Origin of the sequence: Caballeronia sp. LZ034LL (assembly GCF_031451215.1) — a bacterium.
Classification (GTDB): Bacteria; Pseudomonadota; Gammaproteobacteria; order Burkholderiales; family Burkholderiaceae; genus Caballeronia.
The window spans coordinates 2,206,295-2,232,029 of the sequence record NZ_JARUXR010000001.1 but is presented as its reverse complement, the minus strand read 5'-3'; the positions used below and the strand labels follow the sequence as shown (position 1 = coordinate 2,232,029).

At 63.6% G+C, this 25,735-nt stretch carries 22 protein-coding genes and 1 other RNA gene; 6 read left to right on the top strand and 17 right to left on the bottom strand.

What is annotated here, in order from left to right:
* The first annotated feature begins 128 nt into the window (after positions 1 to 128).
* From QCE83_RS10295 to QCE83_RS10285, 3 genes are all read left to right on the top strand, one after another.
* Positions 129 to 470, top strand: coding sequence for a metalloregulator ArsR/SmtB family transcription factor (locus QCE83_RS10295; protein WP_309809358.1), 342 nt, complete (start codon positions 129 to 131; stop codon positions 468 to 470).
* Positions 471 to 493: 23 nt separating this feature from the next.
* On the top strand, positions 494 to 1,498 hold the full coding sequence (locus QCE83_RS10290) for a cation diffusion facilitator family transporter (RefSeq protein WP_309809356.1): 1,005 nt from the start codon (positions 494 to 496) through the stop codon (positions 1,496 to 1,498).
* An 80-nt stretch (positions 1,499 to 1,578) separates the two neighbouring features.
* The gene (locus QCE83_RS10285; protein ID WP_309809354.1) at positions 1,579 to 3,306 is read left to right on the top strand and encodes an FAD-dependent monooxygenase; all 1,728 of its coding nucleotides are present in this window, start codon (positions 1,579 to 1,581) and stop codon (positions 3,304 to 3,306) included.
* 46 nt (positions 3,307 to 3,352) lie between these two features.
* Here the strand turns inward: QCE83_RS10285 and QCE83_RS10280 are convergent, their stop codons facing one another.
* Genes QCE83_RS10280 through QCE83_RS10265 form a run of 4 tightly spaced genes read right to left on the bottom strand, consistent with a single transcriptional unit; the run spans position 3,353 to position 8,597 of the window.
* Positions 3,353 to 3,598 carry a formate dehydrogenase subunit delta gene (locus QCE83_RS10280; protein WP_309809352.1) on the bottom strand — a complete coding sequence of 82 codons (246 nt, stop codon included), beginning with the start codon at positions 3,596 to 3,598 and terminating at the stop codon, positions 3,353 to 3,355.
* Between the two features lie 3 nt (positions 3,599 to 3,601).
* On the bottom strand, positions 3,602 to 6,520 hold the full coding sequence (gene fdhF / locus QCE83_RS10275) for a formate dehydrogenase subunit alpha (protein ID WP_309809350.1): 2,919 nt from the start codon (positions 6,518 to 6,520) through the stop codon (positions 3,602 to 3,604).
* Between the two features lie 35 nt (positions 6,521 to 6,555).
* Positions 6,556 to 8,112 (bottom strand): NADH-ubiquinone oxidoreductase-F iron-sulfur binding region domain-containing protein, encoded by a 1,557-nt coding sequence (locus tag QCE83_RS10270; protein ID WP_309809348.1) that lies wholly within the window; start codon positions 8,110 to 8,112, stop codon positions 6,556 to 6,558.
* Positions 8,109 to 8,597, bottom strand: coding sequence for an NAD(P)H-dependent oxidoreductase subunit E (locus QCE83_RS10265; protein WP_309809346.1), 489 nt, complete (start codon positions 8,595 to 8,597; stop codon positions 8,109 to 8,111). The genes QCE83_RS10270 and QCE83_RS10265 overlap by 4 nt, the downstream gene beginning before the upstream one ends.
* A gap of 129 nt (positions 8,598 to 8,726) precedes the next feature.
* Here QCE83_RS10265 and QCE83_RS10260 point away from each other — a divergent pair, with 129 nt between their 5' ends.
* The 3 genes from QCE83_RS10260 to QCE83_RS10250 all read left to right on the top strand — a co-directional run bounded on the left by QCE83_RS10260 (position 8,727) and on the right by QCE83_RS10250 (position 11,645).
* Positions 8,727 to 9,797 (top strand): substrate-binding domain-containing protein, encoded by a 1,071-nt coding sequence (locus QCE83_RS10260; protein ID WP_309809344.1) that lies wholly within the window; start codon positions 8,727 to 8,729, stop codon positions 9,795 to 9,797.
* A 127-nt stretch (positions 9,798 to 9,924) separates the two neighbouring features.
* Positions 9,925 to 10,194: a hypothetical protein gene (locus QCE83_RS10255; protein WP_309809342.1), complete on the top strand. Its 270-nt coding sequence runs from the start codon at positions 9,925 to 9,927 to the stop codon at positions 10,192 to 10,194.
* A 374-nt stretch (positions 10,195 to 10,568) separates the two neighbouring features.
* The gene (locus QCE83_RS10250; RefSeq protein WP_309809340.1) at positions 10,569 to 11,645 is read left to right on the top strand and encodes a glycosyltransferase family 4 protein; all 1,077 of its coding nucleotides are present in this window, start codon (positions 10,569 to 10,571) and stop codon (positions 11,643 to 11,645) included.
* A gap of 21 nt (positions 11,646 to 11,666) precedes the next feature.
* Here QCE83_RS10250 and QCE83_RS10245 read toward each other — a convergent pair whose 3' ends face one another.
* From QCE83_RS10245 to ompA, 13 genes are all read right to left on the bottom strand, one after another.
* Complete coding sequence (locus QCE83_RS10245; RefSeq protein ID WP_309809338.1) at positions 11,667 to 14,063, bottom strand: VCBS repeat-containing protein; 2,397 nt, start codon at positions 14,061 to 14,063, stop codon at positions 11,667 to 11,669.
* A gap of 334 nt (positions 14,064 to 14,397) precedes the next feature.
* Positions 14,398 to 15,186 carry a MipA/OmpV family protein gene (locus QCE83_RS10240; RefSeq protein ID WP_309809336.1) on the bottom strand — a complete coding sequence of 263 codons (789 nt, stop codon included), beginning with the start codon at positions 15,184 to 15,186 and terminating at the stop codon, positions 14,398 to 14,400.
* Positions 15,183 to 16,064 (bottom strand): alpha/beta fold hydrolase, encoded by an 882-nt coding sequence (locus QCE83_RS10235; protein WP_309809333.1) that lies wholly within the window; start codon positions 16,062 to 16,064, stop codon positions 15,183 to 15,185. Before QCE83_RS10235 ends, QCE83_RS10240 begins: the two co-directional genes overlap by 4 nt.
* 2 nt (positions 16,065 to 16,066) lie before the next feature.
* The gene (locus tag QCE83_RS10230; RefSeq protein WP_309809331.1) at positions 16,067 to 16,846 is read right to left on the bottom strand and encodes a DUF4118 domain-containing protein; all 780 of its coding nucleotides are present in this window, start codon (positions 16,844 to 16,846) and stop codon (positions 16,067 to 16,069) included.
* A 159-nt stretch (positions 16,847 to 17,005) separates the two neighbouring features.
* The gene (locus tag QCE83_RS10225) at positions 17,006 to 17,743 is read right to left on the bottom strand and encodes a hypothetical protein (protein WP_309809329.1); all 738 of its coding nucleotides are present in this window, start codon (positions 17,741 to 17,743) and stop codon (positions 17,006 to 17,008) included.
* A gap of 21 nt (positions 17,744 to 17,764) precedes the next feature.
* Positions 17,765 to 19,384 (bottom strand): hypothetical protein, encoded by a 1,620-nt coding sequence (locus tag QCE83_RS10220; protein ID WP_309809328.1) that lies wholly within the window; start codon positions 19,382 to 19,384, stop codon positions 17,765 to 17,767.
* Between the two features lie 5 nt (positions 19,385 to 19,389).
* Entirely contained in the window at positions 19,390 to 20,160 is a 771-nt protein-coding gene (locus QCE83_RS10215) for a hypothetical protein (RefSeq protein ID WP_309809327.1), read from the bottom strand.
* Positions 20,157 to 21,614 carry a hypothetical protein gene (locus tag QCE83_RS10210; RefSeq protein ID WP_309809325.1) on the bottom strand — a complete coding sequence of 486 codons (1,458 nt, stop codon included), beginning with the start codon at positions 21,612 to 21,614 and terminating at the stop codon, positions 20,157 to 20,159. The genes QCE83_RS10215 and QCE83_RS10210 overlap by 4 nt, the downstream gene beginning before the upstream one ends.
* 131 nt (positions 21,615 to 21,745) lie before the next feature.
* On the bottom strand, positions 21,746 to 22,393 hold the full coding sequence (locus QCE83_RS10205) for a hypothetical protein (RefSeq protein ID WP_309809322.1): 648 nt from the start codon (positions 22,391 to 22,393) through the stop codon (positions 21,746 to 21,748).
* Between the two features lie 247 nt (positions 22,394 to 22,640).
* Positions 22,641 to 22,999, bottom strand: a transfer-messenger RNA (tmRNA) gene (gene ssrA, locus QCE83_RS10200).
* Between the two features lie 90 nt (positions 23,000 to 23,089).
* Positions 23,090 to 23,854: a phosphoglycolate phosphatase gene (gene gph / locus QCE83_RS10195; RefSeq protein ID WP_309809321.1), complete on the bottom strand. Its 765-nt coding sequence runs from the start codon at positions 23,852 to 23,854 to the stop codon at positions 23,090 to 23,092.
* A 4-nt stretch (positions 23,855 to 23,858) separates the two neighbouring features.
* The gene (ubiG, locus tag QCE83_RS10190; protein ID WP_309809320.1) at positions 23,859 to 24,557 is read right to left on the bottom strand and encodes a bifunctional 2-polyprenyl-6-hydroxyphenol methylase/3-demethylubiquinol 3-O-methyltransferase UbiG; all 699 of its coding nucleotides are present in this window, start codon (positions 24,555 to 24,557) and stop codon (positions 23,859 to 23,861) included.
* 212 nt (positions 24,558 to 24,769) lie between these two features.
* The gene (gene ompA, locus QCE83_RS10185) at positions 24,770 to 25,432 is read right to left on the bottom strand and encodes an outer membrane protein OmpA (protein WP_309809318.1); all 663 of its coding nucleotides are present in this window, start codon (positions 25,430 to 25,432) and stop codon (positions 24,770 to 24,772) included.
* Between the last annotated feature and the right edge of the window lie 303 nt (positions 25,433 to 25,735).

Sequence of the window (25,735 nt, the reverse complement as noted above, 5' to 3'; positions counted from 1 at the left end):
CAGGCCGGAAATACAAACCTCGTATTTTCCCACACCGGCGGCCCCGGTTTTCCAAAAGCACGGTTGACCATCGGCGATAATGGCGCTTAACATATGAATACCTGTTCACATGTTTGTTCGAGCTTGCCATGTCCGCACCGTTCGTTGCTCCCGGCGAAATCACTTCAGACGAACGTGTCGTGCCTTTGGCCGACCTGTTTCGCCTGCTGGGCGATCCCACGCGTTTGCGCATCGTGCTGGCGTGTGTCGAGCAGAAACGGGCGGTGGGGGCGATCGCGCAGGGACTGGGGCTGTCGGCATCGCTGGTGAGCCACCATTTGCGGCTGTTGCGCGCGGCGCGCATCGTGCGGGCCGAGCGCCAGGGCAAGCAGGTTTTCTACGTGGCCGCCGACCGCCACATCAGCGCGATGCTCGGCGAATTGCTGGAACACGTCGCCGAGCCGCAGCCGGAAGCCGCCGACCTCGATTGAATCAACCAACGAAGAGCATTCCGATGGACACGCATCGACACGACGAACACGACCACAAGCACGACCACGAGCACGACCACAAGCACGAAGGCCACGGTCATTCACATGCCCATGGCCCGGGCGGTCATCATCACCACCACGCGCCGCAGGCGGGGCAGGGCCGCAGTTTCGCGCTGGCGGTGGGGCTGAACGTGCTGATCGTCGTCGTGCAGGCGATCTACGGCTTCCTCGCTCACTCCACCGCGCTGCTCGCCGACGCCGGCCACAATCTCTCCGATGTCCTCGGCCTGCTGCTCGCATGGGCCGCCGTCTGGCTCGGCACGCGCCAGCCGAGCGCGCGCTATACCTTCGGACTCGGCAGCTCGTCGATCCTCGCGTCGCTCGCCAACGCGGCGCTGCTGTTGTTCGCGTGCGGCGCGATCGTGCTGGAAGCCATCCAGCGGCTCATCCATCCGGCGCCCGTCGCGGGCCTCGACGTGTTCGTCGTCGCAACGCTCGGCATGGTCGTCAACGGCTTCTCGGCGTGGCTCTTCATGCGCGGCAGCAAGGACGACCTCAACGTGCGCGGCGCCTTCATGCACATGGCCGCCGATGCCGCCATTTCCGCCGCCGTCGCGGTGAGCGGCCTCGTCATCCTGTTCACCGGCTGGAGCTGGCTCGACCCGCTGATGAGCCTGGTCGTGGTCGCGGTGATCGTCTACGGCACCTGGGGCCTCGGACGCGACGCAATGCGGCTCGCCATGGCCGCCGTCCCGCCGGGCGTCGACGTGACGCGCATCCGGACTTATCTGGTGCAATTGCCGGGCGTGAGCGACGTGCACGATCTCCACGTGTGGGCGCTCTCCACGACCGAGAACGCGCTGACCGTGCATCTCGTGATGCCGCAGGGCCATCCCGGCGATGCCTTCGTGCAGGGCGTCGTCGGCACCTTGCGCCGCGACTATTCGATGCATCATGCAACCGTGCAGGTCGAGTTCGGCATGGCCTGCCATGCGTGCATCCTCGAGGAGCGCGGGCACGAGCATTGATCCCGCGCGTGCCGCAACCGACAGCGGCCGCGAAGGAGGCGGGCGTACACTAGACGCCGTGACGTTTCACGGAGGACCGCATGTACGCGCCAAAGCTGAATCCGAACGACAAGCTGGACGTGGCGCCCGTCCTGATCGCGGGCGCCGGTCCGACGGGCCTCGCCGCCGCCATGAGTCTTTCGCGCGCGCACATCCCGGTGAGACTCGTCGACAAGGCGCGGCAGCCGCTGCCGTATTCACGCGCCATCGGCATCCAGGCCCGCACGCTCGAGCTCTTCGAGCAGCATCGCACCATTGCGCCGTTCCTCGAACTCGGTCATCGCGCGCGGGTCGCCAATCTCTATTCGAACGGGCAGCGCCTCGCGCGCCTCGACTTCGATCCGTTGCAGACGCGCTATCCGTATCTGCTGTTTCTCGACCAGACCGAGACCGAGCGTCTCCTCACCGAACATCTGAAGGGCTTTCACGTCGAGATCGAGCGCGGCGTGGAACTGATCGATTTCTCGCAGGGCTCGGCGGGCGTGCAGGCCACGCTGCGGCATCCCAACGGGCGCGACGAACTGCTGCGCCCGTCCTACCTGATCGCGGCCGACGGCGCGCACAGCTTCGTGCGGCACCGGCTGGGCATCGGCTTCGACGGCAAGACCTTCGACCAGACTTACCTGCTGGCGGATCTCCAGGTGGACGTCGACTGGCCCGACGACGAGTTCCATATCTTCGCCTCGGGTGAAGGACTCGCCGCGCTCTTTCCGCTGGGCGGCGAGCGCGCGCGCCTGATCGCCGACCTGCCCGCGCCGGTTGCCGATGCCGTCAAGGCCGACAGCACGAAGACCGGTCCGACGCTCGATGAATGCCGCGCGCTCGTCACGCGCCGCGTGCATCACAAGATGACGCTCTCGAACCTGACGTGGTCGTCGTACTTTCATTTGAACAGCCGCATGGTCGACCGCCTGCGCGTGGAGCGCGTGTTCCTTGCCGGCGATGCCGCGCACGTCCACAGCCCGGCCGGCGCGCAAGGCATGAACACCGGCATCCAGGAAGCGCTCAATCTCGGCTGGAAGATCGCGCGGATGCTCGCGGGCGGCGCGCCCGAACGGCTGCTGGACAGCTATCACGCCGAACGGCATCCGATCGAACGCGACGTGCTGCGGCAATCGAACCTGCTCACGCAGATGGCCGGCGCCGAGCACGGTCCGATGAAGCTGATGCGCGATCACGTGATGCCCGCGCTTGCCGCGATCGGCCCGTTGCGCGACGCGATGCGGCGCACGGTGAGCGAGCTGTCCATCAACTATCGCAAGAGTCCGCTGACGCTGGAGCGTCTGCTCGATGGCGGGCCGCGCGCGGGCGAGCGTGCGCCCGATGCGCGCGTGCATGTAATCGACGGACCGCTCGGGCGTCTGCCGGGCGTCGGCTGTCTGTTCGACCTGCACGATCCGGGCTGCTTCTCGCTGTTCCTGCTCGTGAATCCGAGCGGCGAGGACGATATTGCGCTGGCGCCCGCGACGATCACCGTCGCGCACGCGATGCGCGACCCGGACCTCGACGGCCTGGCGAAGGCCATCGACGCGATCCTGCCGAACGCCGTGCGCGTGTGGCGCATCACCGACACGAGCGGCGAGGGCGCGCAGTCGCTCACCGATCAGTACGGGCGTACGCGTCCGGCGTTCTACCTGGTGCGTCCGGACGGTTATGTCGCCGCGCGCGGCCGCGCGCCGTCCGATGTCCCCGCGCTGCTGCGTCACTGCGAAACCTGGTTTGGCGCGCAGGACACGAGCGTCGAGCGGCCTGCGCCGCACGAGGATTAAAAAAAAAGCCCTGCGGTGCAGGGCTCGAGCGCTCAGGCGTTTGAGGTCAGGCCGGCGCGGTCTTCGGTTGCAGGTCCGCCTTGTGCAGCGTCAAGGCTTCGCGCAGGATCGGCTCCATCGTGGCGCTTGCTTCCGGATTGTCCAGCGCGGCGAGAATCGCGAGCCGCATGCGCGGCTCCCAGAAGCGGCGGATGTGATCCGCCACGCCATCGACGGCTTCAGCGCGGTCCGGCATCGAATCGAAGAATTCGCCGATGCGGTTCGCCATCTCGATCAGGTTGTCGACGTCCATGCGTTATTTTCCTGAAGTCGTGGCGAGGTTCAGCAGCTCGAGCTGCTGCGTGTTGAAGCGCGAATAGTCCTTCTGCCATTGCGACGGCTGCTCGACCGGCAGCACCTGCACCGCCGTCACCTTGTACTCCGGACAGTTGGTGGCCCAGTCGGAGGAGTCCGTCGTGATGACGTTCGCGCCCGATTCCGGGAAGTGGAAAGTCGTGTACACGACGCCCGGCTGCATGCGCTCCGAGATCTTCGCGCGCAACACGGTCTGTCCCGCGCGCGATTCGATGCCCACCCAGTCGTCTTCCCGGATGCCGCGATCCTCCGCATCCACCGGATGGATTTCGAGGCGATCCTCGTCGTGCCATTGCGAGTTCTCGGTGCGGCGTGTCTGCGCGCCGACGTTGTACTGCGACAGGATCCGTCCTGTGGTCAGCAGCAGCGGATACTTGCGCGTGACCTTTTCCGGCGTCGCGACGAACTTCGTGATGACGAAGCGGCCCTTGCCGCGCACGAACTCGTCGATGTGCATCGTCGGCGTGCCGTCCGGCGCACGTTCGTTGCACGGCCACTGGATGCTGCCCAGTTCGTCCAGGCGGTCATAGGACACGCCGTGGAAGGTCGGCGTGAGACGCGCGATCTCGTCCATGATCTCGGACGGGTTCGTGTAGTTCATCTCATAGCCGAGCGCCCGCGACAGCTTGATGGTCACTTCCCAGTCCGAGAAGCCGGCGAGCGGCGGCATCACCTTGCGCACGCGCGAAATGCGGCGTTCCGCGTTGGTGAAGGTGCCGTCCTTTTCGAGGAAGGTCGAGCCCGGCAGCAGCACGTGCGCGTACTTGGCCGTCTCGTTGAGGAAGATGTCCTGCACGACGATGCATTCCATCGACGAGAGCGCGTCCGCCACATGCTGCGTGTTCGGATCCGACTGCACGATGTCCTCGCCCTGGCAGTACAGGCCCATGAAGGTGCCGTGCATCGCGGCGTCGAACATGTTGGGAATGCGCAGGCCCGGTTCGTCCTGCAGCTTCACGTTCCAGGCTTCCTCGAACAGCGCGCGCGTCGCGGCATCGCCGATATGGCGATAGCCCGGCAGCTCGTGCGGGAACGAACCCATGTCGCAGGAGCCCTGCACGTTGTTCTGGCCGCGCAGCGGATTCACGCCGACACCTTCCCGGCCGATGTTGCCCGTCGCCATCGCGAGGTTGGCGATGCCCATGACGGTCGTCGAGCCTTGCGCGTGCTCGGTGACGCCGAGGCCGTAGTAGATCGCGCCGTTGCCGCCCAGCGCATAGATACGTGCGGCTTCGCGGACTTGCTGGGCCGGCACGCCGGTGGTCGCTTCCATGGCTTCGGGCGAATTCTCTTCGCGCGCCACGAAGTCACGCCATTGACCGAAGGCGCGCGGCTCGCAGCGTTCGGCGATGAAATCGTCCTTCAGCAGGCCTTCTGTGACGATCACGTGAGCCAGCGCGTTGACCATCGCGACGTTCGTGCCGGGACGCAACTGCAAGTGGTATTGCGCCTTCACGTGCGGCGTATCGACGATATCGATGCGGCGCGGGTCGATCACGATCAGCTTCGCGCCTTCACGCACGCGGCGCTTGAGACGCGAGCCGAAGACCGGATGGCCGTCGGTCGGATTCGCGCCCATCACGATGATCACATCCGACTGCTCGACCGACGCAAAGGTCTGCGTGCCGGCGGATTCGCCGAGCGTGGACTTGAGACCGTAGCCCGTCGGCGAGTGGCAGACGCGCGCGCAGGTGTCCACGTTGTTGTTGCCGAACGCGGCGCGCACGAGCTTCTGCACGAGATAGGTCTCCTCGTTCGTGCAGCGCGATGAAGTAATCCCGCCGATGCTGTCGCGCCCGTACTTGTCCTGGATGCGGCGGAACTCGCTCGCGGCGTAGTTGAGCGCTTCCTCCCACGAGACTTCGCGCCACGGATCGGTGATCTTCGCGCGGATCATCGGCTTCTTGATGCGGTCCTTGTGCGTCGCGTAGCCCCATGCGAAGCGGCCCTTCACGCAGGCGTGGCCTTCGTTGGCCTGACCGTTCTTGTTCGGCGTCATGCGCACGACGGTGTTGCCCTTCATCTCCGCCTTCAGCGAGCAGCCGACGCCGCAATACGCGCACGTCGTGATCGCCGAGTGTTCGGCCTGGCCCAGCATGATGACGCTCTTTTCCTGCAGCGTCGCGGTCGGGCAGGCGGCCACGCAGGCGCCGCACGACACGCATTCGGACTCCATGAACGGCACGTTCTCGCTCGCCGCGACGCGCGACTCGAAGCCGCGTCCGGCGATGGTCAGCGCAAAGGTGCCTTGCGTCTCTTCGCAGGCCCGCACGCAGCGGTTGCAGACGATGCACTTCGACGGGTCATAGGTGAAGTACGGGTTCGACTCGTCCTTCTTGTCCTTCAGGTGATTCGCGCCTTCATAGCCGTAGCGCACTTCGCGCAGTCCGACCACGCCTGCCATGTCCTGCAGTTCGCAGTCGCCGTTGGCGGGGCAGGTGAGGCAGTCGAGCGGGTGATCGGAGATATAAAGCTCCATCACGTTGCGGCGCAGCGATTGCAGCTTGTCGCTTTGCGTGCGGACCTTCATGCCGGCTTCCACCGGTGTCGTGCACGACGCCGGATAGCCGCGCTTGCCTTCGATCTCGACCAGGCACAGGCGGCACGAACCCCACGGTTCGAGCGAATCGGTGGCGCACAGCTTCGGCACGTTGACGCCGGCTTCGATCGCCGCGCGCATCACGGACGTGCCCGCGGGCACCGTCACGCTTTCGCCGTCGATCTCCAGCGTCACGTCGACATCGGCATGGCGCAGCGGCGTGCCGTAGTCGGTTTCGTCGAACGGGTCGCGGCGCTGCACCGATGCTGCGCTCTTGCACGCGCAATTGCCGGAACCGCAGCCGTTGATGGTATTGGACATTGTCTTTGTCTCCTTCTGTTCGCTCAGTCGCGTGCTCAGGCCGCCTTCTGTGCGGGCGTACGGGGCAGACCGAAATCTTCCGGGAAGTGATCGAGTGCGGACATCACCGGGAACGGCGTCATGCCGCCCATCGCGCAGAGCGAACCGGACACCATCGTGTCGCACAGTTCGCGCAGCAGGGTGATCTGCTTTACCGAGGTATCGCCTTCACGGATCTTCGCGATGACTTCCTCGCCGCGCGTCGAGCCGATGCGGCACGGCGTGCACTTGCCGCACGATTCGAGCGCGCAGAAGTGCATCGCGTATTGCGCGAGTTCGGCGAGGTTCGAGGTGTCGTCGTGAATCACGAGACCGCCGTGACCCACCACCGCGCCGACCTTCGCGTATTCCTCGTAGTCGAGCGGGATGTCCCACTGGCTTTCCGGCAGATAGGTGCCGAGCGGGCCGCCCACCTGCACCGCGCGCGCCGGACGGCCGCTCGCGGTGCCGCCGCCGTATTCGAAGATCAGTTCGCGCAGCGTCACGCCGAACGCCAGCTCGACGAGTCCGCCTTGCTTCACGTTGCCCGCGATCTGGAATGGCAGCGTGCCGCGCGAGCGGCCCATGCCGAAGTCGCGATAGAACGCCGCGCCTTTCGCGAAGATGATCGGCACGGTCGCGAGCGTGATGACGTTGTTGATGACGGTCGGCTTGCCGTAGAGGCCGACCAGCGCAGGCACCGGCGGCTTCGCGCGGACGATGCCGCGCTTGCCTTCGAGCGATTCGAGCAGCGCCGTTTCCTCGCCGCACACATAGGCGCCGGCGCCTTTGGCGACCATCAGCTCGAACGCATGCGACGAACCCAGCACGCTCGCGCCGAGCCAGCCGGCGTCGCGGGCTTTGTCGATCGCGCGGTTAAGCGTCGCGATCGAATGCGGATACTCGCTGCGCACGTAGATGTAGCCCTTCGTTGCGCCGACCGTCACGCCCGCGATGATCATGCCTTCGATCAGCATGTACGGATCGCTTTCCATCACGAGACGGTCGGAGAACGTGCCCGAGTCGCCTTCGTCCGCGTTGCAGACGATGTACTTCTGGTCCGCGAGCGCCGCGCGCACCGTCTTCCACTTGATGCCCGCGGGGAACGCGGCGCCGCCGCGTCCGCGCAGACCGGAATCGATGAGCGACTCGACCACGGCGTCGCCGTTCATGTCGAGCGCGTTGCGCAGGCCCTGCAGTCCGCCGAGCGCGACGTAATCGTCGATCGACAGCGGATCCGTGATGCCGATGCGCGCGAAGGTCAGGCGCTGCTGGTTCTTGAGATACGGAATCTCGTCGACGACGCCGACGCGCTTTGCATGTGCGCCGCCTTCGTGAAAGCCGGCATCGAACAGCGCGGCGATGTCTTCGGCCTCGACGTTCGCATAGCCGATGCGGCCTTCGGGCGTTTCCACTTCCACCAGTGGTTCGAGATAGAAGAGGCCGCGCGAACCGTTGCGCACGATCTGCACGTCAAGGCCGCGTTGCTGCGCCTCTTTCGCGACGGCTTCGGCGACCGCTTCCGAGCCCAATGCGAGCGCGGCGGAATCGATCGGAACATAGATGCGCGTCATGCCGTCACCTCCGACACTTTGGCCTGCGCGGCGGCAAGGAGACGGTCGAACTTCGCGGGGGTCACGCGCGCGTGCAGTTCGCCGTTGATCATCAGCGCAGGCGACAGCGCGCACTGGCCCAGGCAGAACACCGATTCGAGCTCGGTGTCTTCCGCGTGACCGCTGTCGAAGCGGCAGCCGGTATGGCCTTCGATGTGTTCCTTGAGCGTCTCCGTGCCCATGCTGCGGCAGGCTTCCGCGCGGCACAGCTGCACGGTGACGCGCGCAGGCGGCGCGGAACGGAAATGGTGGTAGTAGGTGATGACGCCATGCACTTCGGCGCGCGACAGCGACAGGGCGCGTGCAAGCGGCGCGATGGCCGTCTCCGGCACATGGCCGACTTCGTCCTGGATGGCATGCAGGATGGTCATCAAGGTGGCGCCTTGCACGGCGTGACGACGCACCAGCTCTTCGGATGCAGCGGCATTCGGCTGCGTAGGTGTCATTGGGGGCTCCTCCAACGCTCGGCATATGTTTTGTGGTACATATTTGAGTCGATATAATTTCAGGTGCCGAGCCTGTAAAAGAACAATAGGCGTCGTGATATATCCTGGCAATAGGAGGGGGGAGTACATATGGTTGATGTCGAATGCCGCGCCGAGCTGGTCCTGCGGGACGCCGATGGCCGCGAAACCAGTCTCAGCGCGGTTGTGCCGCTGCTGCAGCTCGTCGCACAAACAGGCAGCATCGCGAATGCCGCGAACGCTAAGGGTTTGTCCTATCGGCATGCGTGGGGTTTATTGCGGGATATCGAAGCGCGTCTCGGCGGCGCGCTCATCACCAAGTCACGCGGGCGCGGCTCGGTGCTCTCCGAACTGGGTGAGTCCGTGTTGCGTGCGCAGCGGGTCTGCGGCGACCGGCTCGCCGCGCCTTTGGAAGCCGTGGCGACCGAGGTGGCGGGCGAACTGAACCGGCGTCTCGCGGGCGATGTCATGCAGGTGCGGATTCATGCGTCGCACGGCTATGCGGTCGCGACACTCGTGCGTGCGCTCGGCGAGCAGCGCGTGCCGGTCGACATCAAGTATCGGGAAAGCGCGGAAGCGGTGAGTGCGCTGGCGCGCGGCGAGTGCGAACTGGCGGGTTTCCATCTGCCGATCGGCGAGTTTCGCTCGACCTGTGCCGACATCTATCGTCCTTGGCTCGATCAGCGCAAGCATCAGCTGATCCGTCTCACGCGCCGCACGCAGGGCCTGTTTCTGCCGAAGGGCAACCCGAAGCGGATCATGGGCCTGCGCGATCTGGCGCGCCATGACGTGCGCTTCGTGAACCGGCAGCCCGGTTCGGGCACGCGCATGCTGCTGGATCTGTCGCTGCGGCGCGTTGGGGTGGATCCCGACCAGATCAACGGCTACGCGACCACCGAGCTCACGCATTCGGCGATTGCCGCGTTCGTCGCGAGCGGCATGGCCGATCTCGGCTTCGGCGTGCAGCCCGCGGCGCAGCATTTCGCGCTCGACTTCATTCCGATCATCGACGAGGACTATTTCTTCGCCTGCGAACGCGCGCGGCTCGACGAGGCGCGTCTGGCATCGGTCCTGCGGACCTTGCGCAGCCCCGGCTTCACCGATAGCGTCGCGCACCTCGAAGGCTATGATCCGGCGCGCTGCGGCACGGTGGTCGATGTCGATGAAGGACTGCGCGGGTAATAGGCCGCAACGCGCGGTAAGAGAGTGGACCGGCTGCGGAACTGCCATGGGCGGCGAATTGGGTTAACCTAACGCCTTGCTGTCAGACTTTCCGTTCAAGGCGCGGTTTCGCCGCGCGACTATCGCCATGAAACTCTCGTTGCTCGCTTGTTCCGCCGCCGCGCTCGTCGCCGGCGCCGCTTATCTGGTTCCTGTCGCCTTTGCCCAGAACTCGCCTGGCCTGCCCGGCGGCATCCTGCAAGACCAGTTCCGTCTCAACGAACATCCGCAGATGCAGTTCGCTGCCTCCGCGCCGTCCGATAAATATCAGAACGGCAAGTCCGCCATGCGCCGCCGCGGCGACGCCGGCGATCCGGACGGCTGTAACCTGAAGTGCCCGAAAGACGGCTCGAACTGATCGTCAAAAACTGTGTTACCGCGGTGCGTGTTCTCGCGCCGCGTCTTCCCCTCCCGCCGCACCCGCCGTCACCCTCCGCGCGACCGCGTTCGATTGACGCGCCGCCGCACGGTTCCGCCCACTTTTCTGCCGCGACCGAAAAACACTACCTGATGGCGTGCGTTTGATATGACGTCAGGAGTACGTTAACCGTGCGCGGCGCTCCGAGTTTTTCTGGCGGGCGCCTTGATTCTCATAACGATAAAAACAGGAAGTGCGCCGACTGGCCGGTGACGCGATTCGTCGCGCGCGCGGCCGGCGGCAACGAGGACACCCCTACGTTGGCAGGATGGATCGGGCTCCGGGCGCTTCGGAATAGCCGAGGGACAGCATACATGCGAATTCTCCAGGTCATACTGGCGCCTCGCCTTTCCGGGGCGGAGGTGATCGCGAAGGGCGTGGCGATCGGTCATCAGCAGGGAGGACACAGCGTCTGCATTGCGTCGCTGATGCCCGAGCACGACGATTTCGCCTACATCAGCGCGGAACTCCAGGCCCATGACGTGATCCGCCTGTTTCCGAAAAAGCCGCTTGGCCGGCTCGGACGTCTGCTGTTCCTGCAGCGGGCGATCCGCACCTTCAAGCCCGACATCATCTTTGCGCACGCGACGATTCCCGCGCTCTACGTCCGCGCCTTGCCGACGCGCGTGCCGATCGTATGGGTCATGCATTCCGGCGTGAACGACTTCGCGAACGGCCTGCTGCTGCGAGCGGAACGCCTGCTCTCGGGGCGCGCGAAGGCGGTGATCGGGGTGTCGCAGAAGAACATCGACGAGTACGTGCGGGAAATCGGCTCGCATCCGTCGATGATCGTCGTGCCGAACGGCGTCGATGTCTCGCACTTCACGGACGAGACGCTGCCCGCCGCGCCCGTCGCGCACAAGCAGATCGTGCAGGTGGGGCGCTACATTCCCGAGAAGAACCAGTTGCAGACGGTCGAGGCCTTCGCGCACGTGGCCCGCGTGGAACCTGATGCGCGCCTGCGGCTGTGCGGCGTGATCGAGAATGTCGCGTATCACGCGGCGGTGGTCCAGCGCGTCGCGCAGCTCGGGCTCACGGAGCGCGTGGCGATCGACGGGCCGCAGATGCAGGTCGCGCAGATCCTGCGTGCGTCGTCGGTGTTCGCGATGCCGTCGAGCTTCGAGTCGCAGGGCATCAGCTTCCTGGAGGCGCTTGCATCGGGCATACCGGTGGTGGCGAGCGCGATCGCCGCCTTTGCCTTCGCGAGCAATTTTGCCGGCGTGCAGTTGCTCGATACCGCCGACATCGACGCCTACGCCCGCGCGCTACTCGACGCGCTCACGCAGCCGCGCGCCGAACGTCCGCTCAACGGTCTCACCTTGCAGAGCACGGCGGACCGTTATCTGGCGATCGCGCGCGATGTGCTGAACCTGCGGGTCGGCCTGGGCTGAGTTCGAGGGTGGGGGCCGATTTCATCGGCCCCAGTAGCCGAGCGTCTTGAGCCACAGCGACTCGGAGAACAGCCCCGGCAGATCGCCCCAGAGCTGCACCGGGCCGAGATTGAAGCCGGTGTCGAAGTCGCGGCCCGCCACGCTCGGCGGCCCGCCCGTGTAGTAGAACTCGCCCAGACGCGCATTGGCACGCCTGAAGAGCACCAGCGTCGCGTGATTGTCGTGATCGTTGCGGCGGATCAGCGCGGGCATCGAGTCGGCGTAGGAGGTGTCGGCGAGCGTCGCGGTTTCGCGGGCCGCGCCGAACACCTTGCCGCCCTTCATCGTGAAGACGCGCGTGCCGGTTGCATCGCCGCGCGGTTCGAGGACGACGAGATCGTCGATGCCGTCGCCGTCGATATCACCCGCCACCACTTTCACGAACGGCGCCTGGAATTGCGGCCAGACGTTCGTGCGATAGGCCGGCGTGAAGCCGCTTCCGCTGCTCGTGAACTGCGAGAGCGTAAGCGCGCCGTTCACGTCCTCGAACGCAATCAGTCCCGCACGCCGTGCGTCAGCCGCGCCCGCGACGCGCGCGGGCATGAAGCGCGCATTCGCGTCGAGTTCGGGCGCCTCCAGCCAGCGCGCAGGCGCGTTGCCGCCCGACGGACCCGCCGTCAGCACGTCGAGATCGAGTCCCGCGTCCTGCCGCTTGCGGGCGATCAGCACGTCGGCGCGGCCATCGCCCGTAAAGTCGCCTGCGATGTATTGCTGCGCGTCCGCAGGCGTCCACTCGGAGCTCGTCTGGTACCAGAGCCGCGGCGCCGCGAAATGCGACCCCGTGCTCTTCAGCAGCCAGAAAGCAGTGCCGCCGTTGCGCGGCGTGATGACCATCAGGTCGGCGCGGCCGTCGCCGTCGAAATCGGCGAGCAGGAAGCGGGCGCTGTCGAAGCAGAGCGCGTCGCCGGTGCAGGTGGGCGTGAGCGTCGCGTGCGGATCGAAGGGCACGGCGTTCAGGTACCACGGCGACGCCTGGTCCATGCGCGACATCTCCGCGACCCACACGTTGAAGCCCGGCCCGTCCTTGCGACGCTGCACGTAGAGGACGCTGTCGCGTCCCGTGCCTTTCACGTCGCCATAGAGGGCGCCTTCCTGGCGCGTGTCGGTCCAGACCGTCTGCGGCGACGGCGACCAGCGGTATTGCGCCGTGGACATCGAGCAGCGGCCGGCGTCCAGCAGGCCGTCCTTCTCGCCGAGGCAATGATCGAGCGGCGTGTAGACGAAGCCGAAGTCCCACGGCGTCCAGCGCTGCGCCGGGCTCGACGGGCTGCAGGCTTGTTCGACGAATCCGGTGTCGCGCTCCGCGATGCAGCCGCGCGTCGCGGCGTTGACGAGCAGGGCGTCGTTCTTTTCGCCCGGCATGACCGGCAACTGCTGCCAGAACCAGTTCTGCGACGGCGCGCCCGAACACGCCGCAAGCCGTGGCGCGCGTCCGGTGCCCGACGATTCGATGCAGCGGCTCGAATATTCGTTGACGAGCTGGAAAGGGCGCAACTGGAAATCCGGGCCCGGATCGTTCGAGCGGGCCGTCGTGCGATAGCGCCGCGCGACCCAGTTGCCGTCCCACATGTATTCGCCGAAGACGTGGCCTGCATCGTTGCCGTCGATCGCAAAATAGCTGCCGACGACATCGCGCTTCGCCTGGGTTTCGTCGGCGCTCAGGTTCTTGGGCAGGCCGCCGGTTGGATACGTGACGTGATAGCTGATCGGCACGCTGCGCTTCAGGCTCTGCGCGACCGCGCGGGTGATGCGGGCGGCGTAGATATGGTCCGGGTGCTCCATGAACGCGACCGTATCCGGATTGAGCGTGTAGATGTCCGTGGCAGGCATCAGGATCTCGCGCAGCGTGGCGCTCAGCGAGGCGCGGTCGTAATGGGTCGCGCCGCTGCCGTCGGCGTTCATCGGATGGGTGGTGAGGGTCTGGCCGCGATCCCAGAGCAGGCCGAGCGGCACCTTGCCGCCGCGCACGTGTCCGCCGGGCAGGCGCAGTTCGAGCAGCTTCACCTTCGGCTGGGGTTTGAGCACGATCTGATGGACCGGCTTGCCCGCAAACATGACGGTCGATTCGTCCCATTCGTCGGCGACACCGGCCATGCGGGCATAGGCGAGCTTGGTGCCGGTCTCGCGCAGCACGACGTAGTCGAACTTCGCGTCGTTCGAGCCGCCGATCAGATGGACGACGGTGACGCACCAGCCCGCCTTGAGCTTGTCGCTGATGCCGGGGTTGACGAACAGCAGGTCGTCGTCGAGATGCGCGACGACGGTGACGAGCGTGCCGGCGCTGCAATCGGCGGAGGGCGGGGCGGCGCTTGCCGTGAGCGGCGACAGCGCGAGGATCGACAGCAGCGCGGCCCGCGCGACAGATACCCATGCGGCCACGCTGCGACTCAACGATATGCCTTTGCCCATGCTGTCCCCGTCAGCGACGCCGGCGCGCCTGTTGGTTCACAGGATAAAGCAGGAGAATGCGCCTGTGCGGGTCATGCGGTCGGTGGCCGAGCGAACACGCGTGCCGAGCGGTCATGCGGCGTGGTGTCGCAAATGGCCTGAGCCGGGGTATTCGGACCGCTCTGATTCGAAGGCAAGGTTCGCGCGCCTATTCTTTTCTCCGTAGACGGGACCGTGGAGGTCCTTGCTACGTCTCTCTGGATCTTCACCCCGCTTTGCGCGGGGTTTTTTTCGGATGGGATGCGGGAGAGCGGCGGCGAAGATTTCAGAAACGGTAAAGCAGTGAGGCGGTGCCGTTGAGATCGAGGCGGCGCTCGGTGACCGGGCTGCCGGCTGCGTCGTGCTCCAGGCGGCCCGCGACGGCCGCGATATTCACCGACCAGTGCCGGCTGAGCGTGCCGGTCGCACTGACGTTGAGATGAACGTCGCGCAGGCCGGCGCCCGTGTCGTAACGCGGCAAGCCGGATGCCGCGCTCTCCTGCGCCGTGATGCCGAAGAAGGTTCGCGTGTATTCGCCGTTGGCCCACGTGAGGCCCGGACCCATCGAGAACAGCCACTTGCCGACGGGCGCCGACACCAGCAGATCGCCCGTCGCCGTCAGACCCTGGCCGGTCCCTGCAATGTCCTGATACACCGCCGCCGCGCCGGTGAACGCCCACACCGTGTAGTCGCCGAACAGACGCAGTTTTGGGCCGTAGTGAACATTGGGCAGGCCGCTGAGACGTGGCGAATCGGACGACGAACGCGACTGGAAGTCGAAGCTCACCGACATCCCCAGGTGATAGTTGTCTCCCTCAAGCGCGTTGACGCCCAGCACGTCCGGTCCTTGCGAGAAGACCCGGTCTTTCCAGGAAATGTTCTGCACGGGGAAGGGCAGCACCTGAAGCTGCGAGGAGCCGGGGAATTTCGGGAAGACGTACAAGCCGGGTCCGATCGAGACTTTCCAGTCGGCTGGCGGCTCAGGTTCATCGGCGTGCGCGACGCCAGTCGTGCAACAGGCGGTGAACGCGGCGAGCGCAGCAGCACGCCGCGCAGCCGTTGCGGCGAAGATCACGGCTTCCTCGCCACGGCGCTCAACTGTCGCAGACGTCGCGCCAGCGCTCGCGAGACGACCGGAGGCGCGCTGGTGCACGACGCGGACGACGCGGCGCTCTCGCGCAGAAACAGCGTGCATTCGCGCGCGACGACTTCCCGCTCGTTGTCGGATGCGATCATGTGATACGAGTCGTCGAGCCAGATGGTGCGCAGGAACGGCGCCTTGATGCCGGCCGCGACGAGGCGTGCGTTGTGAGGGCTGGAGGTTTCGTCGTCGATGGCGTGAATGATCAGGCAATCGGCGCCTATGCGGGTCAGCTTCCGCCGTACCGCCCGGGTAAGCCGTCTGGCCTCGTGAATCGCCGGCAGCGTAATGAATGCGGGTCCCACTTCGCTGATGTCATCCTTCTGCATCGCGCGGGCGATCTTTTCGCGCAGCGCCTCGTTGCGCAGGCCATAGGGCGCGTGCTCGCGGTAACGGCAGCGCAAGCGCCAGGGCGTGAAATACAGCGCGTGGACCAGAAAGCGATACCACGGCATCGCCCAGCCGTCGTAGTTGAAGGTGATCGACAGCAGCAGCAACGCGCGCACGTTCGGACGCTGCTGCGCGACGGCGGCCGCCAGCGTCGCGCCCATCGAAAGGCCGCAAACCGAGACGTGCTCGTGTTGTGCCGCGAGTGCGTCGAATTCGGCGAGCGCTGCGTCGATCCATTGCTCCATCGATGCGTGGCCCGTGCCGGCGCTGTAGCCTGCGAGTGTCGGCACGTGAGTCGTGATGCCTTCCTCCGCGAGCGTGCGGGACAGATAGCGCAGTTCTGCCGGGGTGCTCGACAGGCCATGCAGCAGGAGCACGGCGTGATCGTCGCGTGGCAGGGGGAAGATCGGAGAGGCGCCCATGGTCACTCGTCCGTCCGAAGGACCAGGAATTCGCCGGTCGGCGTGGCGAAGCGTTCGCATACGCATTCGCTCGCCTGCCAGTCGGATCCACTCATGAAACGCATGCGGTAGTAACCCGGCGCCAGGCGATCGCTTACGCGGGCGAGATCCTCCTGGTGCGCTTGCAAATGCTTCGCGCCGAATGTCATGCCGATGGAAAACGGCGGGTCGTCGAGGGCGTCGGTTGCTGCCGCAACAGCGGTTTGCGAGCGCGAGCGGGTCGCGGGATCGAGCGCCTTGATGAGAATCAGCGAACGGTTGAAATGCGAGAGGTGATGCAGCATGCGATGCATTTCATTGTTGGCGCGGCGCGTGAGCAGGCGTTCGTTGTCGCCGCGCAAAAGCATTTCATAGCGGGAGTAGGCGACGGACGCCAGCAGTTCGCCGCGATATTGCGCGCGCTTCAGGCGTTCAATCAGCGTGATGACGAGAATGGCGATGAGCAGATACGAAAGCATCAGGCAGAGAACCCGTTGATCGACCGGGCCGATACTTGCGTAGGGCGGCACGAACATGTAGATCGCGATGAACAGTCCGGTCAGCATCACGAGGACGGCTGGGCCGAGGCCGCAAAAATATTCCACGAGCACGGCGGCCAGGAGGAAGGTGATTTGCGGCATGATCGGGCCGAGCAGCGGGTGCAGGATCAGGCGGACGGCAAATGCCGTGAAGAGGGCGACTGTGGCAATGATCCAGCGTCTGCGGCCCCGCGAGGCCCATCGTTCAGAGTTCTTGACTTGCATCGTTTCGCGTTGCTACGGGGTACTTTTGAGATATAACAAAAATATGGGTGGTTGATTTGTGAAAATGGTTCGGGTGGTGCGAACTGCGGGTTCGGGGTGGTTGGGTGGGCGAATGGACGTGGGGATTGTGGTGGGGTGTGAGGGGTGTGTGCTGCAGGCTCAGCCACGTCTCGGAATGACGCGCACGTTCCAGTTCGCGGTTGCCGCGTCGCGCGGCTCGACATAGCGCGTCTTCTCGATCAAGTTGAATGTGTACATGCAATCTGGATAGAGCGCGCCCAGTCTGCTGAACACTTGCTTGAATTCGGCAAGTCGCAGCGATCGCACGGACGAGTAGTCAATGCCCATCCTGGTCAGCACGACGGACAACTCGGGCGTTTCAGTCTCGAAGTCCAGGTGGGTTTCGTAGCCGATCACGGTTGCCAGCGGCTTAGCCCGGCTGGTCGAGCCGTTCGCCAGAAGACACGCCGGTTTGCCGATGCCATTCTTGATGTAACGGTCGATCGCGTCATTTGCGCGCACGATGCCTCCCGCCTTTTCCACCAGCTTGCTGGCCGAACGCAATTGCTCGACGGGTGCCATGCGAGTCAGTTCATCGGTGAGTTCCGTCAAGTTCGAAACGCCGAAATGCTGCGTCAGGCGCTGTACGGCCTCTTCGTTGGCCAGTGCGTCTTTTAATCGTTGTGCATCCGCAGGCATCACTTCGATCACGCTCTGCACGTGAGCCGGGGAGGCCTCTTTGAACTTCTGCTGGAGTGCGAGCGCGGCCGACTTCCAGTCCTCATTCTTCGTCACTGCCGAGATGGCGTAGGCGACGAGTCCGAAGAAAATGATCTGGAAAAGAAAGTCGACGAGCGTCAGCAGGAAAACGCTGTCTTGTTGGCTAGGCGATTGCATGTCTGAAAGCGATGCGACTCATCATGACGGAATCACGTGAGGTGCGAGCGTAGGGTCCGCAGCGCTCGTCGGAATCGGGACGGACGGGATGTCCGGCGCAGCGGACCTGCTCGACGAATCCGCCGGAAGTTCATTGGCACGCAACGCTACCCGTTCGAGAATGCTCATCAGCCGGTTGTTATTCTCTGCGAACGCGTCGAACCGCTCTATCAAGCGCTCGTTGTTCGACGCTTGCCCGAGGCGTTCGAAGGCCGACACCGTCTGCGCCGAAATTTCAGCCAATGCGTCGATGCGCTGCTCGATTCGCTCGAGTCCGGATGACCGGGCCGTATGGTCGAGGGCCGCGACCAAGCGATCGATGTTTTCCGCAAACGTGTCGATCCTTTGTACGAGGGATTCGATTGCAGAGCGCTGGTCTGCTTGCTCGAGCGCCATGGCCAGACGGTCGAGGTGCGTGGCCAGCGCGTCGACTTGCTGCTTGTGTTCTGCTCGAACGTGTTCGCCCATGGCGGCAATGCCGTTTGCGGCTTCGGAAGCGAGCTTCGCCGATACGTAGTTGAATCTTTCGGCAGTCTGGGCCTGCACGTCGTGGCCGATCTGTTTGAGATGTTCCGCAAATCTCTCGATCACCGGTTGCAGCGTCTCCACGCTGTGGCGAGCGTGAGCCGAAGCCAGCTTGTCATCGAGATCGGAGAACCTCTTCGTGAACGTCGTGATAGTGCGCGACAGCAGCACAAGATCGGACTTGACCGTCGTGGTGTCGATGGTGAAGTCAATGCTGGATAGCGCGGCCAGCGTCGTCTGAATCGTCTGCTGACTCGCTTGCGACATTTTGCCAAGCGTCTCCGCGTGCCATTCGCTGGACGCATCGAGCACCTGCCGGGTCGCGCGCAGTGCTTCCTCGGATGCGAGCCGGCCATGATTCGATAAGTCGGCTGCGCAGGCTTTGAGGCCTATGGCAAGGTCACGGACGGTCGCATCGAATTGCTTGATGTGCGGCGCCGTTGCTACCGATTCGACCATTGCGCCGAAGCGCTTGACCGACTCGCTCGCTTGTCTCGACATGCCCGCAATTGACTCCGAGAAGGACGCCGCTGCCGAACGCATGCTCGACTTGCATTCCTCGTGAACGGACTCGACGACCGTGCGCGTGCGATCCTGCAGCGACTGCGACAACCCTTCGAAACTGGCGGCGGACATCTCGACCTTGACCGCAATTCCGTCGATGCGCTGAACATATTCGTCGATGGTCTGGCTGAGGTCCTTGGCATTCAGCGACTCCACGCGGGCGGTCAGGACAAGTCGAAACACGAGCGCGAGCCCCGTTGCCAGCAACCCGACGCCGAACTGCGCAATCAGGCTGCTCAGATCCTTTTCGATGCCGAACATCCACACGCGCATCACGCTGCCGGCGAGGGAGAGAATCGTGATGATGAAGCCGAAGTAGTAGACGCTGTCGATCGCCGTGTGACTCAGGCCGTTCTTGCCGAAGCGGTAGAGCACGGAGAAGTAGAGGCATAACGGCAACAACTCGCAGATCAGGACGACTGGAACAGGCCAATTCAGAACGACCGATGCCGTGGCGGCGAGGGCGGCGCCCGTCATCGCCATGATGAACACTCGATTGATGTTGATTTGCATTTCGTCTATCCGGGCAGATTCGACGGCGTGAAGCGGGCAGAGGGGCCGTCATCGTCACCAAAAAACCAGGCCCAGAAGGTATCGCGGCATCGTCCCGCGGCTGCGGTCGTGCCGGTGCGGGGGATGATATTGATCTCGATATCGACGTTATGAAACGTGGGCCGCGCCACGGCTGCGCCGCGTGAGTCCCTGAAGGATTTGATCGCCAGGCTGCCGGAATCGCAGTTGTACAGTGAGAAGCGATCCGTGTACTCCATCATGTCGGAGAACACAATCAGTTTCGTATTGCCGTTCGACCGGACGTAGTCGGAAAGCGAAAGATCCACCAGCGATTGCGCGATGGGTGACTCCTCCGAGCCCTGGATCGGTAAGCGTATGGCAGCCTCCAGGGGTTTCTGGAACTTCGTCACGTAGGTGCGCTCGAGCATCCGCGTGTTTTCCTTGAGCTCGTTGCCGACGCGGCGCGGCTTGCAATAGGCGAACACAGGTACGAGGTTCTTCTTCGATAATGCGCTGATCGTAAAGACTGAAACCAGGTCGCCGTCCTGCACACTTCCATCGATCCTGTTCTTCACGCGATCGATGATTTCCTGGTGCGTCTGCGCGGTCACGCCATCGCTCGTATCCAGGACGATGACGGTTTTGCCCGCGACGTTCTGGCCGCAACCCTTTGCATCGAGTGGGGCGGCCTTCATCAGGTGCGAGGCAACCAGAACGCCCACGAGCAGGATCGCGCTGGCGCCGGCGACGATGCCTGCCTGCATCGTCTTGCTCATGCATGGGCACCGAATGTCGCGGACACGGGCATGGTCAGCTTGCTTGCATCGATGTTGCGTTGTGCCTCCTGAGTGATATCAGCCGCAAACGCCGTCATGGCCGGGCCTTGCTGCGCGCGGCCTTCGTTGTCGAGATCGCGCATGACTTCGTTGAGTTGCGACAGATACGTGCTTCTGTGGGCATTGAGCCGCTGTTCCACCTTGTCGAGATCCGAATGGAATTCGCTGACATCCACGCTCAGGTATGGCTGGATCAGATCGGGGGTTTGCGCGAAATAGTCCGGAGGCGGCACGGGACGAACGGAAACGTTCTGCTGCCGGTACGTATCCAGCACGAGCGCGAAGTCACGTTGCAGCTGATTCAGCGATTCCTTCAGCGCGTTGATATCGACCGAGAGCGAGTTCCTGAGTTGATCGAGACGCGGTCCTCCTTGATCGAGCGGCGCCTTGGCGCTTGCCATGCCATTCAGCCGGCGCTGGATCTCCTCGGTCACCTTGAGACGCACTTGCTCCATGGCATCGTCGTATGCCCGGCTGGCTTGCATGAACAGCCGATCGTGCTTGCTGTGTCGGGGATAGCGGTCGTCGGAGTTGTAGCCCTTGCAGAAAGCGAGCAGGCTCAATAAAAGCCCAATGAAGAACAGAATGAAACTCATGAAATCGTTCGAAGGCAGATGTCCGATAAAGACCTGCCCAGCGACGGACATCGCACGTTTGAACGCCTCGCCCGCCTCCACGATGTCCGACGGATCGGTTAACAGTTGATATTCGCTCCGGTATGCGGAGAAGATCGCATTGAAGTAAATGGCGACCACGCTCGCCAGGACCAGCGCGACCCACCCCGTTGCCTTCTTATGAGGAGCGGATAGATTTTTGTATCGGAACGCAACACCAAGCCCGAACGCGATGCCGAGATTGACAAAGGAGACAGCGAAGGCGACGACCGCCCCACCGAGCAGACCTTGAGCATTCTCGTAGAAGACCGCGTTGCACACGGTTTCGAACAGGATGATAGGCACCAGCCAAAGATAGGGAAGTGCTGGACTCTCCGGATACGACGCTCTTTCAGTGATCCTGTTGAGCGCCCGGAAAGCCTTCAGCTCCGCTTCCCGCATGAGTTGGTCCTCACGAAGCCTGACCAGCACCGGGCGTTGCTGTTCACGGGTATGGGAGACGGTGACCGACAGCGGAGAATCGTCCAGCAAGGCTACGCACTGCGCAGGCGTTCGGCTCAACGAGTCATTTATGCTTCCAAGCGACTCGATGCGGGTTGCTTGCCTGCTCGCGAAATCCCCTCGATCGCTGGCAACAAGTCGCTGAGCTTCGGCCTGCAACTGAGTCTCATAGCTGTCAAGCGTCTGCGATAACCCGGACGGAAGCGATTTGCTTCCCTGTTCGATTCCTTTGCGTGCGTAGTAATCCTGCTTGGAAAGCAACTGACCTGAATAGCCCATAATCCCGCGCTCATTAATTCGATGACCGTCCACCTTGAAGGCGGATACTGTTTTCGTTCGTTGCCTGCTTTGGAACCAGGAAGGCCTTCAGTCGAGACGTGCCCCGAGGCTGCACCCCTCTTTGCTCCCCCTCAAAACAACGCGATCTGCGTTGCAGAACCTCGGTCCGTGCCATTAGCGACCAGATCGATGGACGGGGCCGAGCCGGTTCTGAGAAGCGCAACAAGATCAGATTGATGCAGTTCGACGGACCGTTGCCTGACCCAATGCATGTCAGATCCGTCAGCACGACGATAGAGCGTGACGCCGAGTACGTCATGGCTGATCAACGTATCGTCTCCGATGCCTACGATCTTCTCGACCGTTTCATGTGTCACTTGCAAGTACCACTTGCCGCACCGGCTCTCGAATGAATCGCCGGCGCGAAACGTGTAGGCCGGCGAGTTTGTCTCTGTCTCGAGCATGACCTTCCTCGAGATCTTCATGATCTCCTGCAGGGCTCGCTTCATCTCGACGCTTTTGCTTCCTCGGCGACGCAACTCCGAAAGCGACAATCCGTACCGTTCCTGAGCGTTCTTCTCGCGCAATGCCGAGGTGATATCCGCGTCGATCCGTTCGACGAACCGGATGTCCAGTGCGCACTTGAATGCCTCATGGACCCAGAAGAACCAGCCGTGCGCGAACCCTTTCACCTGTCCGCGCGTGTCGGAGAAGGACACCGTTTCGAGCGGAACGCGCCGCGTCGCGCGTGGCTTCACAGGCGGTTCCCCGCTCATCATGCTTCTCCCTTTCGTTCCCCTGGATTGTTCGAGACGAGGTCGTGCATCGCGATGTCCAGCGCTGCATGCCATGCATGAGCCCGAATACGCGGTGTCTATCAGACGAGAGTCTCGAAAAAAACCGCGCCGCGCGCTACTGGAGAAATCTGAAACAGAGGAGGTCAGCGCGCATATCGCGTCGACTGAAGTGAAGGCGAAAAAAAACCCGCGTAAGGCGATGACCTTATGCGGGTTTTCTGGAGGATTTTGGTGGAGGCGGCGGGAATCGAACCCGCGTCCAGAAGCGCTCTACGAACAGTTCTACATACTTAGTTCTGTCATTTTATTTAACTGCCACGACGCGGACGAACACGCTGCGTGACGGCGATTCACTAAATTTTCGACCTTGGCGTCGTGACGCCGCAAAGGCTTATCTGACGTATATGACCTCTCGTGGTATTGCTACCCTAACCCGTCAGCGAATTAGTGAGAGGACGGCTAGCCCTTAGGCTGCCAGTGCGAACGTATCGTCGTTTGCAGTTACGTTTTTCCCATTGATTAACGAGGTGACGGGTCCTCGGTATGCCCTGACCGCTTCACAACCCCTGTCGAAACCAGGTCGCCCCCGAAACGGAACGGTGATTATCCCACGAAACACCAGATGGGGCGAACCGCGGGATTCTCAAGCCGTGCTTTCGGCCGGTTTTCAGCAGCTTCTCAACCGATATCGCGCAACAACTGCTGCAGTTCCTCCGGCGTGTCCACCACATGGTTGGCATGCCAGCGACGCGGCGGAATGTCGTCGCCGCAATAGCCGTAGGCGGCCGCGACCGTGATCATGCCGGCCGCGAAGCCCGCCTGCACGTCGCGGAGATCGTCGCCGACATAGACGATGCGCTCCGGCGCGACGTCGAGCAATTCGGCCGCGTGCAGCAGCGGCGCCGGATGGGGCTTCGAATGCGGCGTTGTGTCGCCGCAGACGAGGCAGCCGGCGCGCGCGTCCAGTCCGAGCAGCGCAACGAGCGGCTCGGACAGCCGCGTCACCTTGTTCGTGACGATGCCCCAGCGCACGCCGCGGGCATCGAGCTGGTCGAGCAGTTCGAGGATGCCGGGAAAGAGCGTCGTCTCGATACACAGATCGGCTTCGTAATTGGCGAGGAATTCGTCGCGCATCGCCGCGAAGTCGTGATGTTCCGGGCCAATCTCGAAAGCGCCGCCCAGCAGCCCGCGCGCACCCGCCGACGCAAACGGCCGCAGCAGTTCCAGCGGCCGCATTTCGAGGCCGCGGTCGTGACGCATCTTGTTCACCGCCGCGACGAGGTCGGGCGCGGTGTCGGCGAGGGTGCCGTCGAGATCGAACAGCACGGCCTGGCAGAGCCCGAGGCCGTCCCGTTCGGCGACGCGCTGGGGCAGGGGCGTGGGGTCGTCCGGCAAAGGCTGGGTGTCGAGGGTGCCCGTAACGAGGGGATCTTCTGGGTTCATGGCGTCAGGCTTCGCGGCGGCAAGCCATCATGTAGTTGATGCTCGTGTCGTTCGACAATCCGAAGTGCTTCGAGATCGGCCGATAGGTGATGCCCTTTATATCCACGGGCAGCAGCGACGCCATTCGCGCGAAGGTCGCGAGTTCCGACGGCTTGATGAAGCGCGCGTAGTCGTGCGTGCCGCGCGGCAGCATGCGCGCGATGTATTCGGCCCCGATGACGGCGAACAGGTAGGCCTTCGCGTTGCGGTTGAGCGTGGAGAAGAACACCCAGCCGCCCGGCTTCACGAGCGTGGCGCATGCGGCCACGGTGCCTGCGGGATTCGGCACGTGCTCGAGCATTTCCATGCAGGTGACGACGTCGTAGGAAGCGGGTTCGCGCGCGGCGAGCGCTTCCGCCGAAATCTCCTCGTAGGCGACTTCGACACCGCTTTCGAGGCTATGCAGGTCCGCGACGCCCAACGCGCTCGACGAAAGATCGATGCCCTTGACGCTGGCGCCGCGCGTGGCCATCGATTCCGACAGGATGCCGCCGCCGCAGCCGATATCCACCACGCGCTTGCTCATCAGGTGGGCATGGGCGTCGATCCAGTCGAGACGGACCGGGTTCAGCTCGTGCAGCGGCTTGAACTCGGCGTTCGGGTCCCACCAGCGATGCGCGAGCTCGCTGAATTTCTGCAGTTCGTGGGGATCGACATTGGTCATGTTGGGAATTGCCTTGGATTGAGTCGTGAAACGCTCGGTTATCGATTAGGCCGAGTATATAGGCGTCTCCGGAGGCGGGCAAAAAGGGGCCGGCCCGGGATGGCCGGGAAGGGTGAATCCGCCGTGTCCGGGACATGCTCGAGGACACGCGAAAAGACATAAAAAAACCCCCGCCGAGGCGGGGGTTTGATCTGCGGTAATCCGACTCGCGATTACTGCTGCGGCTGACGCGTCGTGCCGACAACTTCGACTTCCACGCGACGATCCGGCGCGAGGCAGGCGATGAGTTGCTTGCGGTTCTTCTGCTGGCACTTGCCGCCCGTGACCGGGTCACGCTTGCCCTTGCCTTCCGTGTAGATACGGTTGGATTCGATGCCCTTGCTGACCAGGTAAGCCTTGACAGCTTGCGCACGGCGCAGCGACAGACGGTTGTTGTACGCGTCCGAACCGATGCGGTCCGTGTAACCCGTTGCAACCACGACTTCGAGGTTCAGTGCGCCGATCTTCGATGCCAGATCGTCGAGCTGTTGCTTGCCGGCCGGCTTCAGGACTGCCTTGTCGAAGTCGAACAGGGCGTCAGCCTGGTAGGTAACCTTTTGCGACTGGATGACCGGGGGCGGCGGAGCGACCGGAGCCGGCGGCGTCGGTGCTTGCGCGACCAGCGCGCCATCGCACTTTGCGTTTGCCGTAGCCGGGGTCCAGAATGCATCGCGCCAGCACAGTTCGTTCGTGCCGTTCATCCACACATACTCGCCCGTGCCGTTCACCCAGTTGTCATTCACTGCTTGTCGCGAGGCCGGCACCGACTGTGCCGAGGCCGATGCAGCCATAACTGCGGTAGCTGCAATGAACGCGAGCTTTGAAAGTTTATTCATATTTCTCCTCTCGAAATTGAGATTACCGCAGGTTTACTGCGAGCCTGTAGACGAAGACAAGTCATACATTGCTCGAAGTATAACATTCCCTACGGAACAAAACGCGCTGTATAGACTTCGAGCAGTGTCTAACTTTGTGCGTTGGCATTTTGCCATATCGTTCCCTTGCAACGATAAAAATATCCCCGCACCCTCAAGCCCCGCAACCTTATGTGGTGCTTCCGCAACATGATGGGGACAGGAAGCGGCGCACGCCAAAGAAGGCGCAAAACGTGCGCACATTACGTGCCTGAGCGCCATTTT

Excerpts from the sequence above, each read along its gene's own strand:
- QCE83_RS10290 (WP_309809356.1), top strand. The coding sequence starts at position 494 with ATGGACACGCATCGACACGACGAACACGACCACAAGCACGACCACGAG.
- QCE83_RS10265 (WP_309809346.1), bottom strand. The coding sequence starts at position 8,597 with ATGACACCTACGCAGCCGAATGCCGCTGCATCCGAAGAGCTGGTGCGT.
- QCE83_RS10215 (WP_309809327.1), bottom strand. The coding sequence starts at position 20,160 with ATGAGCAAGACGATGCAGGCAGGCATCGTCGCCGGCGCCAGCGCGATC.
- gph (WP_309809321.1), bottom strand. The coding sequence starts at position 23,854 with ATGAACCCAGAAGATCCCCTCGTTACGGGCACCCTCGACACCCAGCCT.
- ompA (WP_309809318.1), bottom strand. The coding sequence starts at position 25,432 with ATGAATAAACTTTCAAAGCTCGCGTTCATTGCAGCTACCGCAGTTATG.
- QCE83_RS10205 (WP_309809322.1), bottom strand. The coding sequence starts at position 22,393 with ATGATGAGCGGGGAACCGCCTGTGAAGCCACGCGCGACGCGGCGCGTT.
- QCE83_RS10225 (WP_309809329.1), bottom strand. The coding sequence starts at position 17,743 with ATGCAATCGCCTAGCCAACAAGACAGCGTTTTCCTGCTGACGCTCGTC.
- QCE83_RS10280 (WP_309809352.1), bottom strand. The coding sequence starts at position 3,598 with ATGGACGTCGACAACCTGATCGAGATGGCGAACCGCATCGGCGAATTC.
- QCE83_RS10250 (WP_309809340.1), top strand. The coding sequence starts at position 10,569 with ATGCGAATTCTCCAGGTCATACTGGCGCCTCGCCTTTCCGGGGCGGAG.
- QCE83_RS10210 (WP_309809325.1), bottom strand. The coding sequence starts at position 21,614 with ATGGGCTATTCAGGTCAGTTGCTTTCCAAGCAGGATTACTACGCACGC.
- QCE83_RS10270 (WP_309809348.1), bottom strand. The coding sequence starts at position 8,112 with ATGACGCGCATCTATGTTCCGATCGATTCCGCCGCGCTCGCATTGGGC.
- QCE83_RS10230 (WP_309809331.1), bottom strand. The coding sequence starts at position 16,846 with ATGCAAGTCAAGAACTCTGAACGATGGGCCTCGCGGGGCCGCAGACGC.
- QCE83_RS10235 (WP_309809333.1), bottom strand. The coding sequence starts at position 16,064 with ATGGGCGCCTCTCCGATCTTCCCCCTGCCACGCGACGATCACGCCGTG.
- QCE83_RS10260 (WP_309809344.1), top strand. The coding sequence starts at position 8,727 with ATGGTTGATGTCGAATGCCGCGCCGAGCTGGTCCTGCGGGACGCCGAT.
- QCE83_RS10295 (WP_309809358.1), top strand. The coding sequence starts at position 129 with ATGTCCGCACCGTTCGTTGCTCCCGGCGAAATCACTTCAGACGAACGT.
- QCE83_RS10255 (WP_309809342.1), top strand. The coding sequence starts at position 9,925 with ATGAAACTCTCGTTGCTCGCTTGTTCCGCCGCCGCGCTCGTCGCCGGC.
- fdhF (WP_309809350.1), bottom strand. The coding sequence starts at position 6,520 with ATGTCCAATACCATCAACGGCTGCGGTTCCGGCAATTGCGCGTGCAAG.
- QCE83_RS10220 (WP_309809328.1), bottom strand. The coding sequence starts at position 19,384 with ATGCAAATCAACATCAATCGAGTGTTCATCATGGCGATGACGGGCGCC.
- QCE83_RS10285 (WP_309809354.1), top strand. The coding sequence starts at position 1,579 with ATGTACGCGCCAAAGCTGAATCCGAACGACAAGCTGGACGTGGCGCCC.
- ubiG (WP_309809320.1), bottom strand. The coding sequence starts at position 24,557 with ATGACCAATGTCGATCCCCACGAACTGCAGAAATTCAGCGAGCTCGCG.